Source organism: Cupriavidus sp. AU9028, from assembly GCF_019795295.1.
Taxonomy (GTDB): domain Bacteria; phylum Pseudomonadota; class Gammaproteobacteria; order Burkholderiales; family Burkholderiaceae; genus Cupriavidus.
Genome location: NZ_JAIMCG010000006.1, coordinates 199,408 through 216,694 on the forward strand (window position 1 = coordinate 199,408; position 17,287 = coordinate 216,694).

Here is a 17,287-nt window from a genome sequence, read left to right on the forward strand (position 1 = left end):
TGGCGCTTGATGACCATCTCGGCGCTCTGGATTGGCGGCGCCATCTGGGCCACCGGGTCGATGCTCGACACGCTGTTCGGCCGGCATGTCGACCGCACCCATGTGGCCGAACTGGACCGCGCGCTGACGAGCCTGGCGGCGGCACTGGAGTGGAACCCACGCGGCGAGCTGGTGCTCATGCGGATGCCTTCCGATCCTCGCTTCGAGCGGCCCTATTCGGGCGCCTACTGGCAGGCCTCCACCGCGGGCCAGACCCTGCGCTCCCGCTCGCTGTGGGATCAGGACTTTCCAATGGCGATCGAACGCGAGATCGCCGACGGTGAAGCGGACGTGCGTAGCGGTCCGCAGGGGCAGTCGCTGCTTGTCCGCACCCGCCGCTTCCAGCTCGCCGGCAAGGACGGTGCCGTGGATATCTACGTCGCTTCGGATCGCCGCGAACTGCGCCTGGCCAAACGGTCGTTCCGCCATCTGCTGTGGATCTCGCTCGGCGTACTCGGTGCCGGGCTGCTCGGCGCGGTCTGGGCGCAGGTGCGCTTCGGCCTGGCACCGCTGGTCGCGCTGCGGCGCGCCGTGGCACGGTTGCATACCAGCGAGAACCCCCAGCTGTCCGGGCAATGGCCTCGCGAGGTGCTACCGCTGGCGGACGAAATCAACTCGCTGATGCGGCGCAACCGAGAGACGCTGGACCGCTCGCGCCGGCAGGCGGCCGACCTGGCCCACGCGGTCAAGACGCCGCTGGCCATTCTTGCGAACAGCGCCGCCAGGCTGCACGGTCCCGCTTCACAGGAAATCGCGGCGCAGGTCGAAGCGATGCGCCGCCAGGTGGACCGCCACCTGGCCCGCGCTCGTGCTGCCGGCGCCATCGCAAGCGGCACCGCCGCAGTGCCGGTGCGGCCGGCGGTCGAGGCGCTGGTGCGCGCGCTTGCCCGGTTGCACGCCGACAGGCCAGTGGAAGTGACGGTCCAGGGCGAAGCGGACTTCAACGGCGACCGGCAGGATCTGATCGAGATCCTCGGCAATCTGCTGGACAACGCGTGGTACTGGACCCGCGGCCGCATTGCGATCCATCTGTTGCAGCCCGAAGGCGGGTTGCTCATCCGCATCGATGACGACGGGCCGGGCATGAACGAAGAGGCGATGGCGGCCGCCGTCGCCCCGTTCGCACGGCTCGACGAATCGGCGGCGGGCAGCGGCCTTGGCCTGGCCATCGTGCGCGACATCTGCGAGATGGCCGGCGGCGAACTGGTGCTGGGGCGGTCGAGCTGGGGCGGGTTGTCGGCGACGCTGCGGTTTGCCTCCGCGCAGGCATGAGCGTGGCCGTTCAATGACGAGTGCGTGGGCGGGCCGGTCACGCCCGCCCTCGCCCGGATGCCCCCGCTAGATCGACTGCCCGCCGGACACTTCGATTCGCTGCGCGGTGACCCAGCGGTTCTCGGGCGCCAGCAGACTGGCGACCATGGGTCCGATATCGTCCGGCACGCCGACGCGCCCCATCGCTGTCATCTGCGCAAAGGCACGGTTGTAGTCCGGGGTGTCGCGCACCGCGCCGCCGAGGAAGTCGGTCTCGATGGCGCCGGGCGCGACCGTATTGACCGCGATGCCCCGGCCGGCCAGTTCCCGCGCCATGTAGACGCTCAACACCTCGACGGCGCCCTTGGCGGCGGCATAGGCGGCAAATCCCGGACAGGAAACGCGGGTCAGCCCGCTGGAGAAGTTGACGATGCGCCCGCCATCGCGCAGCAGCGGCAGCAGCGCCTGGGTGAGGAAGAACACGCCTTTGACATGGACGTCGAACAATTGGTCGAACTGCGCTTCGGTGGTGTCGCCCAGCGCCGCCATGTCGCCGTGGCCGGCGTTGTTGACCAGGTGGTCGAAGTCCTCCCGGTTCCAATGGATGCGCAGCGCCTCCTGCAGGTGCGCCGCGAAGGCGGGAAAGGCCGCGGTGTCGGCCACGTCCAGTGGCAGCGCCACGGCGCGGCGGCCCAGCTGGCGGATTTCCTCGACCACGGCGTTGGCCTGCGCTTCGCCGCTGCGCCAGGTCAGAATGATGTCGCCGCCCTTGCGGGCAATGCTCTGTGCGGTATTGCGGCCCAGGCCGCGGCTGCCACCGGTAATGAGGGAGATCGTGGTCATCAGAGGGCTCCTTTCGTTCAGCGTTGATGTGCTGTCACTATCGTTCCCGAAGCTCGCCTGCGGTTGCCTGCCTCTCCGGCAGTCTTGCCTATTCCTCCAGATCGATTTGACCCCGCCTTGCCGGCCATTTACTCTGCGGCCATGACCTCCGCCCTGCTCGATGCCGTCCGCCGCTACGCCGTGGCCCACGCCGATCGTCACGGCGTCGCGCGCACGCCGATTGCCGGTCTGACGGTGCTGTCCGCCACGGCCCCCAGCCACTTGCAGTACGCCATTTCCAGCCCCCTCGTCGCGCTGGTGCTGCAAGGGGCCAAGCGCGTGACGATGGGCAGCCGCACCTTCGACTTCGGCGCCGGCGAGTCGTTGCTGATTGCGGCGGATGTGCCCACCGCCAGCCAGATCACGCAGGCAACGGTGACCGCGCCCTACTTCTCGCTGGTGCTGGACCTGGACCGCCAGCTCATCGCGCAGTTGTCGGTGGAAATGGGCGCGCTGGAAAGCGGCGGCCGCGGACCGGTTTCGGTGCAATCGACGGCGGCGGATGTCGCCGAGGCCGCGCTGCGCCTGATGCGTCTGCTGGAACGGCCAGGGGCGTTGCCCGTGCTGCAGCAGCAACTGGTGCGCGAGATGCACTACTGGCTGATGACCGGGACGCATGGCGGCGCGATCCGTGAACTGGGTGTTGCCAGCAGCCGCGGCCAGCGCATCGCGCGCGCCGTCGCGATGATCCGCGCGCATTACGCCGAGCCGCTGCCCGTCCAGCGCCTGGCCGCAGCGGCCGGCATGAGCCAGTCGGCATTCCACGAGCACTTTCGCGCGGTGACCTCGCTGACGCCGCTGCAGTTTCAAAAGCGGATGCGGCTGATCGAGGCAAGACGCCGGATGCTTGACGAGGGAGCCAGCATTGCCAATGCCGCCTTCTCGGTCGGCTATGAGAGTGTTCCGCAATTCACGCGGGAATATGCGCGGACGTTCGGACTGCCGCCGGCTCGGGATATGAAGGCAGCTGGCGAGCGGATGCGGGCTTCGGCTTAGCGCTGTCAATCGTCGGGCTGCAGGCGATACGAACACGCAATCGCCGGGCCCTCTCCCCCGGCCCCTCTCCCGCAAGCGGGCTAGGGGAGAAAACCGGCGGCTGTACTGCTTCCTCTGCTGGCACCAATCCTGCAAGCCACCGGCCTTTGTCGTGGAAAACCCGGAGGAACAGCATGAAGGAGTGGCATAATTTCAATCTCTTTCTCGGTATTTCCGCCCTCGACTGGCTGTATGCGGTCATTGCAGGCGTGGTCAGCTATCTGGTATTGGTCACGCTGCTGCGCTTCGCCAGCGCCCGGTTGGACCGGCTGGCGGCGAACACGAAACCGGTGATCATCGATCGGCTGGCGGCGATGCTGCGCAATACCTCGCAAACCGTGCTGCTGATCGCGGCCGTGCTGATTGCGGTGGACTTCCTCGGCTTGCCGCCCAAATGGGCGAACCGGATCGAGCACGTCTGGTTCCTGCTGATCGGCTTCCAGATCGCCATCTGGATCAACCATGCCGTCACGCTATGGACGCAGGACCGGCTGACGGGCGATGGCATCACCGCGCATAACCCCGTCTTTACCACGGTGATGGCCTGGGCGATGCGGGTCATGCTCTGGTCGGTGCTGTTGCTGGCGGTGCTGGCCAACATGGGGGTGAACATCACCGCCTTCGTCGCGAGTCTGGGCGTCGGGGGTGTGGCGGTGGCGCTGGCGGTGCAGAACATCCTCAGCGATCTGTTCGCCTCGCTGGCGATCGGGCTGGACAAGCCGTTCGAGAACGGCGACTTCATCGTCTTCGGCGATATCGCCGGCTCGGTCGAGCGTATCGGCCTGAAGACCACCCGGTTGCGCGCGCTCAGCGGCGAGCAGATCGTTTGCAGCAATACGGAGTTGCTGAAGACCACCATTCACAATTACAAGCGAATGGCGGAACGCCGCATCCAGTTCAATTTCCGCGTCACCTACCAGACGCCGCCGCAGATGCTGCGCCGGATTCCGGATATCGTGCGCGCGGCGGTCGAGGAAGCCGGCAATACTCGCTTCGACCGGGCCCATTTCAAGGGATTCGGAGAGAGCGCGCTGGAATTCGAGGTCGTGTATTACGTGACGTCAGCGGATTACAACCAGTACATGGATGTGCAGCAATTCATCAACCTGAGCCTGTTGACTGGGCTGCAGGAAATGGGCGTCGAGTTCGGCGTGCCGGTGCGCACGGTGCAGCTGGTGCGGGACGGGACGGACGAGGACGAGGCGGGCAACACCGCCAACGAGCGGAGCGAGCCGCGTCGCGTACTGGTGGAGACCGCCGCGCGCGGCGAGCCCGAGCTGTCGGCGGGACGCTAGACCGCACTGCACGGGCGCCCCGACGCGTCGGGGCACCCGCGTCGTTCACGCGGCGGCAGCGAGGGCATCGAGCCGATAGGCGGCCAGCAGTTCCGCCCGCCGCAACGCCGCGCGCTGCATCGCCGCCTCCTTGACGTGGCCGAAGCCGCGGATGTCGTCGGGCAGCGTGGCGAGCTGGAGCGCGACATCGAGCTTGTCGGCCGTCAGAGTCCGAACGAACTCGTCCAGCAGCGACAGATACTCCTCGATCAGCTGGCGCTCCTGCCTTCGCTCGGTCGTCCAGCCGAACGGGTCGAGACGGGTTCCACGCAGCCCCTTGAGCCTGGCCAGCCAGCGGAAGGCCACCATGGTGCGCGGGCCGTATGCCCGCTTCACGAGCTCTCCCTTCTCGTTGCGCCGGGCGAGCAACGGCGGCGCAAGCCAGAAGTGCAGCTGGTAGTCGCGTCCCGGCTCTCCGTCGAACTGCTCGCGCAGACGCGCCAGGAACGCGGGATCGGCGTGCAGCCGCGCCACCTCGTACTCGTCCTTGTAGGCCATCAGCTTGGCCAGGTTGCGGGCGACGGCTTCGGTCAGCAGCAACGAAGCAGCGGGCCGCAAGCGTTGCTCGATGGTCCGGATGCGCTCCACTGCCTCGCGGTAGCGGGCAGCGTAGGCCGCGTTCTGGTAAGCGGTCAGCATCGCCTCGCGGTGGCGCACCAGCGCGTCGAGGGTTTCCGGCAATGCGGTCACGGGTGCGGCAGCCGGGGAGCGCTGCGTCCGGTCCAGGCTGGCCCGCAGCGCGTCCTCGCCGAGATGCGCGAGCGCACGGCCCCAGGCGAAGGCGGCCAGGTTCTTTTCCACCGCCACGCCATTCAGTTCGATCGCCCGTTGCAGGCTGGGCAGCGACAGCGGCAGCCATCCCTTCTGCCAGGCGAAGCCCAGCAGCAATGGGTTGGCATAGAGCGTGTCGCCCAGCGTGCGCACCGCCCATTGGTTGGCGTCGAGGAAGCTGCAGGCATCGCCAATCGCGTTGCGCACGTCGTGCTCGGCCGAAGCGCCCGGGAAGGTCCACTTGCGGTTGGCGATGAAATCCGCCGTCGGCGTATTGGCGCTGTTGACCGCCGCTGCCGTGATGCCATGCCTGACGCGGGTCAGCGCGTCCGCCGAGGCGGAGACGATCGCATCGCAGCCGATCAGCAGGCGTGCCTCGCCGGTGGCGATGCGGGTGGCGTGCAGCTGTGCCGGCGTGGCGGCGATCTGCACATGGCTGAGCACCGCCCCGCCCTTCTGGGCGAGCCCGGTCATGTCCAGCACGGTCACGCCCTTGCCTTCCAGATGCGCCGCCATGCCGAGCAACCCGCCGATGGTGACGACACCCGTGCCGCCGACGCCCGTCACCAGCACGCCATAGGGACGCTCGAGTGCGGGCAACCGCGGCGGCGGGATCGCAGCCATGTCCGGACCCGAGCCCGTCACGCGGGGTTTGCGCGGCTGGGCGCCTTCGGCGGTGACGAAGCTCGGGCAGAAGCCGTTGACGCAGGAGAAATCCTTGTTGCAGGAGGACTGGTTGATCGCGCGCTTGGTGCCGAGCGGCGTCTCCAGCGGCTCGACGGACAGACAGTTCGACTTGACGGAGCAGTCGCCGCAGCCCTCGCAGACGGCCTCGTTGATGAAGGCACGCCGTGCCGGGTCCGGATAGGTGCCGCGCTTGCGGCGGCGGCGCTTCTCGGTGGCACAGGTCTGGTCGTAGATCAGGATCGTCACGCCTTCCACATCGCGCAGGCGCAGCTGCACGGCATCGAGCGCGTCCCGATGGTGTACCGTCACGCCGGCGGGAAGCGCCTGGCGGTCCTGGTATTTCTCCGGCTCGTCGGTGACGATGACGATCTCCCGCACGCCCTCGGCCCGTGTCTGGTGAGCGATCTGCGGGACGGTGAGCACCCCGTCGACCGGCTGCCCCCCCGTCATCGCCACGGCGTCGTTGAACAGGACCTTGTAGGTGACGTTGGCACGCGCCGCGACAGCGGCGCGGATGGCGAGCAGGCCGGAATGGAAATAGGTGCCGTCGCCCAGGTTGACGAACACGTGTTTCTCGGCGGTGAAGTGCATCTGGCCGGTCCAGGCCACCCCTTCCCCGCCCATCTGGCTGAAGGTGTCGGTCCTGCGGTCCATCCACATCGCCATGTAGTGGCAGCCGATGCCCGCCAGCGCGCGCGAGCCCTCCGGTACCCGGGTCGAGGTGTTGTGCGGGCAGCCGGAGCAGAACCAGGGCTTGCGCTCGACCGACAGCCGCGGTCGGGCCGCTTCACGCTCCTTCTCCTCGATCAGCGCCACGCGCGCGGCGATGCGCTGCCGCACCTCCTGGGGCAATGGCGCCTTGTCGAGCCGGCGGGCGATCGCCTTGGCGATCAGCGCCGGCGACAGTTCGTAGTGCGCGGGCAGCAGCCACTCGCCGCGGGGCACCGACCACTCGCCGCCCTGGTTGCCGCGCTCGTCGAACTTGCCGTACACGCGCGGGCGCACATCGTCGCGCCAGTTGTACAGCTCCTCCTTCAGCGCATATTCGAGGATCTGGCGCTTCTCCTCGACCACCAGGATCTCCTCCAGGCCGGTGGCGAAGTCGCGCGCGTCCTGCGCGTCGAGCGGCCAGACGCAGCCGACCTTGAGGACACGGATGCCGATGTCGCGGCACGCCTGCTCGTCCAGGCCGAGGTCGGTCAGCGCCTGGCGCACGTCGAGATAGGCCTTGCCGGCGGTCATGATGCCAAAGCGCGCATTGGGGGAGTCGATCACCACCCGATTGAGCTTGTTGGCCCGCACGTAAGCCAGCGCGGCGTACCACTTGTGGTCGAGCAGCCGGGCTTCCTGCGCCAGCGGCGGATCGGGCCAGCGGATGTTCAGCCCGTCCGCCGGCATGTCGAAGTCGTCCGGCAAGATCGGTTGCACCCGGTCCGGATCGATCTCCACGGACGCCGTCGATTCCACCACGTCCGTCACGCACTTCATCGCCACCCACAGGCCCGAATACCGGCTCATCGCCCAGCCGTGCAGGCCGTAGTCCAGATATTCCTGCACGTTCGCCGGGTACAGCACCGGAATGCCGGCCGACAGCAGCACGTGCTCGGACTGGTGCGCCACCGAAGACGACTTGGCGGCATGGTCGTCGCCAGCCAGCACCAGCACGCCGCCGTGGCGGGACGACCCTGCCGAATTGGCGTGCTTGAGCACGTCCATCGAGCGGTCCACGCCGGGGCCCTTGCCGTACCACATGGAGAAGACGCCGTCCCGCGTCGCGCCGGGGAACAGGTTGACCTGCTGGGTGCCCCACACCGCCGTCGCGGCCAGGTCCTCGTTGATGCCGGGCTGGAACACCACGTCGCTGTCCGCCAGATGCGCCTTCGCTTTCCACAGCGCGAGATCCAGTCCGCCCAGCGGCGAGCCGCGATAGCCGGAGATGTAGCCGGCGGTGTTCAGGCCAGCAGCCGCATCGCGCGCCTTCTGCAGTAGCGGCAGCCTGACCAGCGCCTGGGTGCCGCTCAGGTAGACCCGCCCGCGCGGCAGGGTGTACTTGTCGTCCAGGCCAACCGTGGCCAGCGTCGTTTCCAGTTCCCGCTTTTGCTCGGCGGACAGTGGGCTGTTCACTTGCGTGTCTCCTGTGGGTCGGTCTTTTCCATCGTTGCGGGCCAGTCTAGGAAGGGCGGCTCGTATCGTAAAATCACCAATTCCGACATCTGGTATTCGTTGTTCGAATAGCGCGAGGAGAGGTGATGGGCAAGGAACAAGTGGGCGCACCACGGCAGTCGCTGGCCAAGGAAATCACCCTTCGCCAGATGCGCTATTTCCGCGCGGCGGCGGCGACCGGGCAGTTCTCGATGGCGGCGACGGAGGAGCATGTGTCGCAGTCGGCCATCACCAATGCGGTGCTGTCGCTGGAGGCGCTGCTCGGCGTGCGGCTGTTCGACCGGCTGCCACACGGCGTCGCGCTGACCGCGGAAGGCAACCAGCTGTACCAGCATGTGACGCGGATCCTGGAATCGGTCGAGGATGCGGTGCGGGAGCCGCGCCAGCGGCTGGACCGCATCGAGGGCAGCGTGCGCTTTGCCGCGTCGTACACGGTGCTCGGCTATCTCCTGCCGGGCCTGCTGGCGCGCTTTCGCCATCAATACCCGGAGGTCGAGCTGGACCTGCTCGACATGCACCGCAAGGACATTGAAACGGCGGTGCTCGATGGCGAACTCGATTTCGGCATCGTGCTGCTGTCCAATGTCGAACGGCCGCAGCGCTTTGCCCGTCGCTCCCTGATCCGGTCGCGGCGCCAGCTGTGGGCGCCGCCGGGGCATCCGCTGCTGGTCGGCAGCGAAGCTCCTTCCCTGCGGGACATTGCCGCCTGGCCGTACATCCTGTTGACGGTGGACGAAGGCGAGGAATCGACGTTGCGCTACTGGCGCTCGGCACGCCTGCGGCCCGACGTCGCCTTTCGCACCGCGTCGGTGGAGGCGCTGCGCGGGCTGGTGGCACACGGCTTCGGCATTACCGTGCTGTCGGACATGGTGTTCCGTCCGTGGTCGCTGGAGGGAAAGGCGATCGAGGCGCGGCCGCTGGCCGCCGCAATACCGGATATGGAGGTCGGACTGCTGTGGCGGCGCGATGCCGAACCGGGCCGCGCGGCGCAGGCGCTGTGCGACTTCCTCGTCTACGCCTGCGGCACGCGCTAGCGGGGGCAGCCACTGGGCCGCCCGGACACGGTGACGGCTGCGGTCAGTTCAATGTCGCGCCCGCCTGCTGGACGATGCGGCCGTGCTTGTCGAGCTCGCGCCGGAGGAAGGGCCCTGCCTCTTCCGGCGTACTTGCCATGATCACCAGGCCTTGCGCGCCCAGCTTCTCCTGGATGTCCCGCTCCTGCAGCGTCGTCCTGATGCGCGAGTACAGATCCGACACCAGCGCCGGCTCCATGCCGGCCGGCCCGACGACGGCCAGCCAGGCGTCGAAGCTGTACCTGGGCAGGCCGGACTCGGCCAGCGTGGGGATATCGGGCAGCGTCGGCACCCGCTGCTGGGTGGAGACCGCGATCGCCTTCAGCTTGCCGGCCTTGAGCAGCGGCAGGACGGCCGGCACGGTCAGGAACCCCATCTGTACCTGACCGCTGAGCAGGTCGGTCGTATAGTTGCCGGCGCCCTTGTAGGGCACGTGGCGGGGCTTGACCCGCGCTTCGCTGGCAAACAGCTGGGCGGCCAGATGCAGCACCGTGCCGTTCCCGGACGAGCCGTAGTTGAACTCGCCGGGGCTGGCCTTGAGCAGCGCGACCAGTTCGGCGGTATTCGACGCGGGCACCGCCGGGTTCACCACGAGGACGAGCGGCAAGGTCCCGACAATCGTGATCGGGGTGATGTCCTTGATCGAGTCGAACGGAATCGATTTGTAGACGAAAGGGTTGATGACGTGGTTCGAGGAGATCAGGCCGAGGGTCGATCCATCCCTGGCGCCACGGACGATCTGCTGCGTGCCCGGGATGCCACCGGCGCCGGCGATATTCTCGACGACCACCGACTGCCCGAGGTTCTTGCCGAGCGACTGACTGAGGACCCGGGCCACCGCGTCGGCCTGCGATCCGGGCTGGGTCGGCACGATCATGCGGACCGCCTTGCCGTCGCCGGGCTGTGCCGCCGCAGGCGCCACGCCCAGCGCCGTGGACAGGACGGTGGAACAGAGAATAAGGCGCATCCGTGCGGTGCGCGCCGGCCACGAGAAGAACATCGCGTTGTCTCCAGTCTTGTATGAGGCGGGGCGCTTGCTTGGAGCATCCCGAGGCAAAGTCTAGTCGCGGCTGCCCTGGTGACGTGAATGCTGATGTTTGACACCGGCTATCTCATTCCGGCATAGCGTCGCCGGATGCGGCCAGCGCCCCGATGATGGCGCTGACGGCGCGCAGGCGCGGCAGCTTGTACGGGGCGTAGACCAGCAACTGCCGGTCGCGCCAGGGCTCGTCCAACGGAATGCGAACGAACCGCCGGGTCCCGGCGTAGGCCGCGCTGGCACTGGTTGGCAGCACGGCGATGCCGAGGCCGGCTTCGACCATCCGGCATCCGGCCTCGAAGCTGGATACCGTCACCCCATGATGGATGGGCAGCCGCAGGTTGGCCGCCTGTTCGCGCAGGTCCTGGTCGAGCGCGCCGCCGGGTTGCACCACCACCAGCGGATAGGCGAGGACTTCGGCATAGCGCAGCTTCCTGCGCCGCGCCAGCGGATGGCCGGTAGGGACCACCACATTGAGCGGGTCCGAGGCGAACGGCCAGGTCTGCAATCCCGGCGATGCCGGGCGGGCGACGCCCACGCCGAGATCGGCGCGATCGTCCAGGCAGGCGCGGATGGTGTCGGCCGTCGAGCGCTCCAGCAACGCCACCTCGACACGCGGATAGCGCCTGTGAAAGGCGTGCAGCCGCTCCGGCAGGAAGCCCACGATGGCCGACGGACTAGCCGACAGGCGCACCGTTCCTGACACCTGATCGCCCAGATCCCGTACCTCGCGGGCAAACGCGGCGATATCGGCGTTCAGCTTCTTGCCGAACTCCTGCGCGCGGATGCCGGCCTCGGTCAGCACCACCCCGGACGGCGAGCGGACCAGCAGGGCCACGCCGAGTGTGCGTTCCAGTTCCGCGATCCGGCGGCTCAACGCCGATTGCGCGATGTGTTCCGCTTCGGCCGCGCGCTTGATCGACCCTTCGCGGGCGGCGGCCAGGAACAATTGGATGCTGACGGGATCGATGCGTGGCATGGCAACCGCGGGGGGTCGGAGTGAGTCAAGGGGAGGCAGTCTCCCCTGCCCCGCTCGCCCCGACAATCCCCGACCGCCGCAGCGCCGGGTAAACCCCGATATGTCGGCGCCAGATAACCGCCATGCCGGATCGGCGCTTGGGCAGCCGCGCCTGGTTTGCGTAAAGTCGATGGCGCAAACAGAAGGGGTCGACAGTCATGGATGCCATCACGCCCTCAGGGCGGGTTCTTTTTCTGACGCAGTCCGCACAGCAACTCGAGCGGCAGATGCGCGGCGAAGCGCTGACGCTGGAGGATGCGGGGCCGCTGCGCGACGACGTGTCCACCGACGAGATCACGCCGGTCCCGATCCTCACGCACTACGACGACAAACTGGGCCGGTATCCCTATACCGGGCTGAAGGTGGAGAACACCCTGCCGATCGGGGCCGATGCCGTCCGCCAGGGCGGTTTCGTCGCGACCGTGGCGGGCAACCGCTATGGCAAGGGCTCCTCTCGCGAGCACAGCCCTGCCGCCGAGAAGCTGGCCGGCATCCGGCTGGTCGTGGCGAAGAGCTTCGAGCGGATCTACCGGCAGAATGCGGACAACATCGGCCTGTTCACCTCCACCGATTTCGGTCTGCTCGCGCGCCTGCAGGGCGGGGAGCCGCTTTCGGTCGACGAACTGGTCGCCGGACGCGACGCGCTTGCCGCCGCGATCCTGCGCGCGGGCGGCCTGCTGCGGTTCGGGCAGGCGCATCTGCGAGACGTCGGCGCGCCGGCGCCAGGTGGGCCGGCAGCGCCCGGGGCCGGTCGGCCCATGACGCTGTTCGAGAAGATCGTCGCGCGGCATGTGCTCGCCACAGCCGTGACGCCGTCCCAACCGACGGCAGGCGACGGCATCTTCGTGCGGGCCGACTGGCGCTTCATTCACGAGTACTACACCGGCATGTGCGCGCATATGCTGCATGCCGCCTTCGGCAAGCCGCTGGCGTTGCGCGACCCGAACCGCATCGTCGTCTTCGAGGACCACACCTCGTATGTGGGCGAAAGTCCGGCGCATCTGCGCGGGGGACTGGTACCCAACGTGATGGCGATGGTGCAGGCGCAGCGGCGCTTCGTCGAGGATTACGGCCTGCGCCTGCATCGCACCCTGACCGAAGACGAAGCGCGCGCGGACGACGGCACCAACGTGGCCGGCATCTCGCACGCCATGATGGCGGAGCACTACGCCCTGCCAGGACAGATCGTGGTGGGCACCGACTCGCATACCCCGCACAGCGGCGCCCTGGGCTGCGTCGCGTTCGGCGTGGGCACCACCGACATGGCCAACGCCTTCGTCACCGGGGCAGTGCGGATGACCATGCCCGAATCGCTTCGGGTGCGGCTGCATGGGGCGCTGCAAGCTGGCGTCACTGCCAAGGACATCGTGCTCCATCTGCTGGCCCTGCCCCAGATCCGCGCCGGCGCCGGCGTGGGAAAGGTGTTCGAATTCACCGGACCGGTGATCGCCTCGCTGTCGATCGACGAGCGCGCCACGCTGACCAATATGTGCGCGGAGCTGGGCGGCTTTACCGGGATCGTGGCGCCCGATGCGGAAACCGTTCGCTTCCTGAAGGAGCGGCGCGGCGTGGACTTCGAGCTGGAGCCATGGATGCGCAGCGATGACGGCGCGCAGTATGCCGGCGAGATCGAGGTCGCCTGCGGCGCGCTGACGCCACGCGTCGCGCGGCCGGGCGATCCGGGCAACGGCGTGGCGATGGCGGAACTGGCGGAACGCACGCGCATCGACATCGCCTACGGCGGATCCTGCACGGCCGGCAAGCGCGAGGACTTCGACCACTATCACGAAGTGCTGCGCTGGGCCGCGGACAGGGGGCTGAGCGTCAGCGACGGCGTCACGCTCTATCTTCAGTTCGGCACCACGGCGGTCCGCGACTACTGCATCCGCAAGGGGTATATGGCCGCCTTCGAGGCGGTGGGCGCACGCATCCTGCAGCCCTCTTGCGGCGCCTGCGCCAATTGCGGGCCGGGTTCCTCGGTGCAGGCGGACCAGGTGACCGTCAGCTCGATCAACCGGAATTTCCCCGGGCGCTCGGGGCCGGGGGAGGTATGGCTTGCCAGCCCGCCTACCGTAGCGGCGAGTGCGATCGCGGGGCGGCTGGTGTCGTTCGAGGAATTGCGGGCGGAGGTGGTGCAGGGCAGGTAGGTTGGGGTACCCGTGGGGGCGCCAGGGGCGCTCCGCCCTCTCCCCCGGCCCTTCTCCCCGGGAGCGGGAGAGGCGAGCAAGCCGGCGGATCGACCTCCCCTGCCGACCCGCGCTTGCGTCTTCGCGCACTGACCCTTCAAGCCTTGCGCCGTATCCACTCGGCGAAGGCCTCGTCTTCGATTCGATATTCGCCGAACGACAGCCGTGCCACCGCATTGGAGGCCTGCAGCCGGCGCAGCGCCTGGCTGCTGGTGTTCTTCGTCGCCGGCTTGCCGATCATCTCCGATAGACGCTTCAACCCGGCCGCGCTGTGCATGTCGCCCTCGCCCCTGGCCAGCAGGGTCAGGATGGCGCGGTCAGCCGGCAGCATCGCTTCCCACTGCCGGGCGAAATGCTCGTCCGAGAACACGCTGGCGCGGGTGTGCTCCAGCGCCGCTTCGGCGCCCAGCGTCTGGTACAGCATGTAGCGCTCGATGAAGCGCTTGAAAAACTCCGGCGTGCGGTGCAGTTCGTCGAAGGCATGCATGCCCGCCTCCAGCGTCAGAGGGTATCGCGCCATCGAGTTGAGCTTGTCGACCGTAAAGGCGACGAAGTCCTGCTGCAGCAGCGGGAACGGCTCCAGCGGCGCCCAGTTGTAGAAGGGCTCCGACGATTTGGCGAACATCTCGCGCAGCGTGTGTTCCGAGCTGCCGGCGAAGATCACCTTGATCGATTCCTTGCGGATGTCCAGCGCTGCCCGCAGCGCGTGGGCGAAGTTGGTGTGACTGTCGCGGGCCAGCACCTGCGCCTCGTCGACGATCAGCAGCAGCGTCTTCTTCTGGCTGTCGAGTATCTTCAGGGTTTCGCGCAAGGCGAGCGCCTTGTCGGTGCTGGTGGCAAGGTCGGCCTCGACCGAGCCCTCCGCCACACCACCCAGCTTGGCGGACGCCTTGACCTTGCTGACGGGCTTGCGCATCTTCGAGATGACGCCGGCCAGCCCGGCAGGCGCAAGCGCGTCGTTCAGCGCGGCGATCAGCGCCGCGTCGGGCGCGTCCTGGTCGTCCCACAGGTTGGTATAGGCCACCAGGTAGCCCCGCTCCCTGGCCGCCGGGGTCAGGTCGCGGCGAAGGAATTCCGTCTTGCCCATCCGCCGCCGGGCGAACAGGCCGCGCGCGGAGGACAGCTTCAGGTCGAGGGCGGTCAGATAGGCAGCGGCCAGTTCCGGGCGGGCGAAGTGCCAGGGATCCACCGGGGTTTCACTCCGTTTCATTGTGGGTGATACGTTTCAATTTCCGTGAAACTCTATGATACTCCGACCGCCGTGGAGTGTGGGGGTTTGGTCGCGGCAGCGCGGCCCCGCCCCCTCCGTACCGCAATCCGCGCGGCCACGGCGGGCTTAGTGCCGACCCGCATCAGCGTCTAGAGTGCAGATGAGCGCCGCGGCAACGCGTCGATGCGTGGACCGCGGTCCATTTCCTGCGCAGCGGAAGCCGTAGCCGTTCCTCCGTTGCGCCTGCACACGGAGACTGGCCATGCCGAACCCAGCAGACATCCCCTTCGAAGTGGCGCGAACCGCCTTGCAGAACGCCCTGCGCGGCGTTTCACTCATGGAGGAAATCCAGCAGAACGCCCTGCAGTTGCAGCTCAATGCCATCAGCCGAGCGCTCGGCAATTCACAGGACGCCATGAACGAGGTCGGCAAGGCCAGCGGCTGGACCGAACTGGGCCTGCTACCCAGCATGGTGTTGCGGCAAACGATGGAGCAGAACACCGACCTGATCCAGGGCTGCCTGAAGCTTATCGCAGATGCGCAGGCGGCCTGTCTCTCGCAAGCCAGGGATGCGTCCGAGTCGCTGCAACGTTGCCAGGCGGATGCGCTCGCCAGCAGCGCGGCGGCTGGCGCGCAATTCCCCGCGCAGGCGATGTTTGCGCAGGCAAGCGACGCCGGCCAGGCCATGGCGGCTGGCGCGCGCAGCGCATCGATGCACGCACAGGCGGCCATGCAGGGTGCCTCTCGCGGCGGACGGAGGACCGATCATGCCAGCTGAACGCAATGCGCTTGTGACCGGCGGGATGGGCGGCCTCGGCCAGGCCATCGCCGTCCGCTTGCATGACGAGGGCTACCGCGTGGCCGTGACCCATTCCCCCGCCAACCCGCATGTCGAAGCGTGGATGGCATCGCAGTCCGAAGCGGGCCGGCGATTCGCCGCCTATGAAGCGGACGTTGCCGACTACGAAGCCTGCCAGGCGTGCGCCACGCGCCTGATCGAGGACATGGGACACCTCGACATCCTTGTCAACAACGCCGGCATTACACGCGACGGCCGCTTCTCGCGGATGACGGCCGATTCGTGGAACGCCGTGCTGCGCACCAATCTGGATTCGCTCTTCCATATGACCCGACCGTTCTATGACGGCATGGTCGAGCGCGGTTGGGGCCGCATCGTCAACATCTCGTCCGTCAATGGCTCCAAGGGCGCCTTCGGCCAGACCAACTACGCCGCGGCCAAGGCCGGCATTCACGGCTTCACCAAGGCGCTCGCGCTGGAATGCGCAAGCAAGGGCGTCACGGTCAATACCGTGTCGCCCGGCTACCTGGACACGGCCATGGTGCGGGCGGTTTCCCCCGAGATCCTGCGCGAGAAGGTGCTGCCGCAGATCCCCGTGGGGCGGCTCGGACGGCCCGAGGAGGTGGCGGCGCTGATCGCCTTCCTGTGCTCCGACGACGCGGCCTTCATTACCGGCGCCAACATCGCCATCAACGGCGGGCAGCACATGCAATGAGCCATCCCCGGGGCGTCTCCCGGGCCGCCGCAACCGGCCCGGGTGCCCGGCTCAATCCAGCGTAATCCCCTCCCGCTGGATCACCGACTTCCAGCTCGCCTGCTCCTTCTCGATCCGGCTGGCGAAGCTGCGAGGGTCGGCCATCACGAGTTCGCCCTGTTGACTGAGGGCCGTCCTCGCCTTCTCGTCTTCCAGCAGGCCCTTCATCACGGCATGCAGCTTCTGCACGGCCTGCGGCGGCGTGCCGGCCGGCGCCAGCATGCCGATCCAGAAAGTGACGTCGAACGGCGAGATGCCCGCCTCTTCCACCGTGGGGACGTCCGGCAGCTGTGTCATCCGCTTCGACGAGCTGACGGCGATCGGCTTGAGCTTGCCTGCTCTGATCTGCGGCAGGGCGCTCCAGGTATCGAAGGCCGTCTGCAGCTCGCCGCTGATCACGGCCATCTGCGCCGCGGCCGCGGATTTGTACGGTACGTGGACCGTGTCGATCTTCGTGCGGTTGTTCAGCATGGCGAAGCTCAGGTGGGCGATATTGCCGGGACCGGCCGACCCGTAGCTGACCTTGCCAGGATTCTCGGACGCGTAGCGCACCAGATCCTTGACCGAGCGCACCGAGTTCTTTTGCGACCATTCAGGGTTGGTAGCGAGAATGAACGGTGCTTCGAGAATCAGCGTGACCGGGGCGAAGTCCTGAGCCTTGTAGTTGCTCTTCTTGTAGATCTGCGGGTTGATCGTGATGCTGCTGGAGTTGGTCAGCACCAGGGTGTAGCCGTCCGGCGCCGCTCTTGCCGCCTCGCTGCTGCCGATCAGCCCGTTCGCGCCGGCCTTGTTTTCCACGATGACCGGCTGTCCCAGCGATTTGCTGAGGTGGTCGGACACCACCCGCGCCACGGTGTCGGTGAACGAGCCCGCGGGGAACGGCACGATCATCCGGATCGGCTTGCTGGGCCAGGCGCCGCTCTCGGCGGATGCCGTCGTGGCGCTCATGCCGAGCAGCACTGCCGCGGCCGCCATCGCCGTCTTCCATCCGCACGAAAGCACCTGTCGGCGCGATGCCGGCTTCACTGTCTTCATGCTTGTCTCCT

The 17,287-nt window shown here is 67.8% G+C and carries 13 protein-coding genes; 7 read left to right on the forward strand and 6 right to left on the reverse strand.

What is annotated here, in order from left to right:
- Positions 1-9 precede the first annotated feature (9 nt).
- On the forward strand, positions 10-1,311 hold the full coding sequence (locus tag K6V06_RS09200; RefSeq protein WP_255581730.1) for a sensor histidine kinase: 1,302 nt from the start codon (positions 10-12) through the stop codon (positions 1,309-1,311).
- Between the two features lie 66 nt (positions 1,312-1,377).
- Here the strand turns inward: K6V06_RS09200 and K6V06_RS09205 are convergent, their stop codons facing one another.
- Positions 1,378-2,133 (reverse strand): SDR family NAD(P)-dependent oxidoreductase, encoded by a 756-nt coding sequence (locus K6V06_RS09205; RefSeq protein ID WP_222242414.1) that lies wholly within the window; start codon positions 2,131-2,133, stop codon positions 1,378-1,380.
- Between the two features lie 141 nt (positions 2,134-2,274).
- Here K6V06_RS09205 and K6V06_RS09210 point away from each other — a divergent pair, with 141 nt between their 5' ends.
- Positions 2,275-3,168 (forward strand): AraC family transcriptional regulator, encoded by an 894-nt coding sequence (locus tag K6V06_RS09210; RefSeq protein WP_222242416.1) that lies wholly within the window; start codon positions 2,275-2,277, stop codon positions 3,166-3,168.
- 173 nt (positions 3,169-3,341) lie between these two features.
- The gene (locus tag K6V06_RS09215) at positions 3,342-4,502 is read left to right on the forward strand and encodes a mechanosensitive ion channel family protein (protein WP_222242418.1); all 1,161 of its coding nucleotides are present in this window, start codon (positions 3,342-3,344) and stop codon (positions 4,500-4,502) included.
- A 45-nt stretch (positions 4,503-4,547) separates the two neighbouring features.
- Here the strand turns inward: K6V06_RS09215 and K6V06_RS09220 are convergent, their stop codons facing one another.
- Positions 4,548-8,123, reverse strand: a complete 3,576-nt coding sequence (locus tag K6V06_RS09220) for an indolepyruvate ferredoxin oxidoreductase family protein (RefSeq protein WP_370637425.1) — start codon at positions 8,121-8,123, stop codon at positions 4,548-4,550.
- Between the two features lie 125 nt (positions 8,124-8,248).
- Here K6V06_RS09220 and K6V06_RS09225 point away from each other — a divergent pair, with 125 nt between their 5' ends.
- Positions 8,249-9,196, forward strand: coding sequence for a LysR substrate-binding domain-containing protein (locus tag K6V06_RS09225; RefSeq protein WP_222242420.1), 948 nt, complete (start codon positions 8,249-8,251; stop codon positions 9,194-9,196).
- A 43-nt stretch (positions 9,197-9,239) separates the two neighbouring features.
- Here K6V06_RS09225 and K6V06_RS09230 read toward each other — a convergent pair whose 3' ends face one another.
- Together K6V06_RS09230 and K6V06_RS09235 are read right to left on the reverse strand one after the other, a co-directional pair.
- Positions 9,240-10,235, reverse strand: coding sequence for a tripartite tricarboxylate transporter substrate binding protein (locus tag K6V06_RS09230; protein WP_255581723.1), 996 nt, complete (start codon positions 10,233-10,235; stop codon positions 9,240-9,242).
- 112 nt (positions 10,236-10,347) lie between these two features.
- Positions 10,348-11,253 carry a LysR family transcriptional regulator gene (locus tag K6V06_RS09235; RefSeq protein WP_222242422.1) on the reverse strand — a complete coding sequence of 302 codons (906 nt, stop codon included), beginning with the start codon at positions 11,251-11,253 and terminating at the stop codon, positions 10,348-10,350.
- A gap of 197 nt (positions 11,254-11,450) precedes the next feature.
- Here K6V06_RS09235 and K6V06_RS09240 point away from each other — a divergent pair, with 197 nt between their 5' ends.
- Positions 11,451-13,439: an aconitase family protein gene (locus K6V06_RS09240; protein ID WP_222242424.1), complete on the forward strand. Its 1,989-nt coding sequence runs from the start codon at positions 11,451-11,453 to the stop codon at positions 13,437-13,439.
- Between the two features lie 136 nt (positions 13,440-13,575).
- Here the strand turns inward: K6V06_RS09240 and K6V06_RS09245 are convergent, their stop codons facing one another.
- Complete coding sequence (locus K6V06_RS09245; RefSeq protein ID WP_222242426.1) at positions 13,576-14,688, reverse strand: ATP-binding protein; 1,113 nt, start codon at positions 14,686-14,688, stop codon at positions 13,576-13,578.
- 307 nt (positions 14,689-14,995) lie between these two features.
- Here K6V06_RS09245 and K6V06_RS09250 point away from each other — a divergent pair, with 307 nt between their 5' ends.
- Both K6V06_RS09250 and phbB read left to right on the forward strand, forming a co-directional pair.
- Entirely contained in the window at positions 14,996-15,466 is a 471-nt protein-coding gene (locus K6V06_RS09250; protein ID WP_222242428.1) for a hypothetical protein, read from the forward strand.
- Positions 15,456-16,202: an acetoacetyl-CoA reductase gene (gene phbB / locus K6V06_RS09255; protein ID WP_222242430.1), complete on the forward strand. Its 747-nt coding sequence runs from the start codon at positions 15,456-15,458 to the stop codon at positions 16,200-16,202. The genes K6V06_RS09250 and phbB overlap by 11 nt, the downstream gene beginning before the upstream one ends.
- 51 nt (positions 16,203-16,253) lie before the next feature.
- On the opposite strand, the gene K6V06_RS09260 is transcribed toward phbB, so the two are convergent.
- Complete coding sequence (locus K6V06_RS09260) at positions 16,254-17,276, reverse strand: tripartite tricarboxylate transporter substrate binding protein (protein WP_222242432.1); 1,023 nt, start codon at positions 17,274-17,276, stop codon at positions 16,254-16,256.
- Positions 17,277-17,287 lie beyond the last annotated feature (11 nt).

Bases quoted from the DNA above. Each gene is read 5' to 3' on its own strand.
- K6V06_RS09235 (WP_222242422.1), bottom strand. From the start codon at position 11,253: ATGCCACGCATCGATCCCGTCAGCATCCAATTGTTCCTGGCCGCCGCC.
- K6V06_RS09210 (WP_222242416.1), top strand. From the start codon at position 2,275: ATGACCTCCGCCCTGCTCGATGCCGTCCGCCGCTACGCCGTGGCCCAC.
- K6V06_RS09200 (WP_255581730.1), top strand. From the start codon at position 10: ATGACCATCTCGGCGCTCTGGATTGGCGGCGCCATCTGGGCCACCGGG.
- K6V06_RS09230 (WP_255581723.1), bottom strand. From the start codon at position 10,235: ATGTTCTTCTCGTGGCCGGCGCGCACCGCACGGATGCGCCTTATTCTC.
- K6V06_RS09215 (WP_222242418.1), top strand. From the start codon at position 3,342: ATGAAGGAGTGGCATAATTTCAATCTCTTTCTCGGTATTTCCGCCCTC.
- K6V06_RS09245 (WP_222242426.1), bottom strand. From the start codon at position 14,688: ATGAAACGGAGTGAAACCCCGGTGGATCCCTGGCACTTCGCCCGCCCG.
- K6V06_RS09240 (WP_222242424.1), top strand. From the start codon at position 11,451: ATGGATGCCATCACGCCCTCAGGGCGGGTTCTTTTTCTGACGCAGTCC.
- K6V06_RS09205 (WP_222242414.1), bottom strand. From the start codon at position 2,133: ATGACCACGATCTCCCTCATTACCGGTGGCAGCCGCGGCCTGGGCCGC.
- K6V06_RS09260 (WP_222242432.1), bottom strand. From the start codon at position 17,276: ATGAAGACAGTGAAGCCGGCATCGCGCCGACAGGTGCTTTCGTGCGGA.
- phbB (WP_222242430.1), top strand. From the start codon at position 15,456: ATGCCAGCTGAACGCAATGCGCTTGTGACCGGCGGGATGGGCGGCCTC.
- K6V06_RS09225 (WP_222242420.1), top strand. From the start codon at position 8,249: ATGGGCAAGGAACAAGTGGGCGCACCACGGCAGTCGCTGGCCAAGGAA.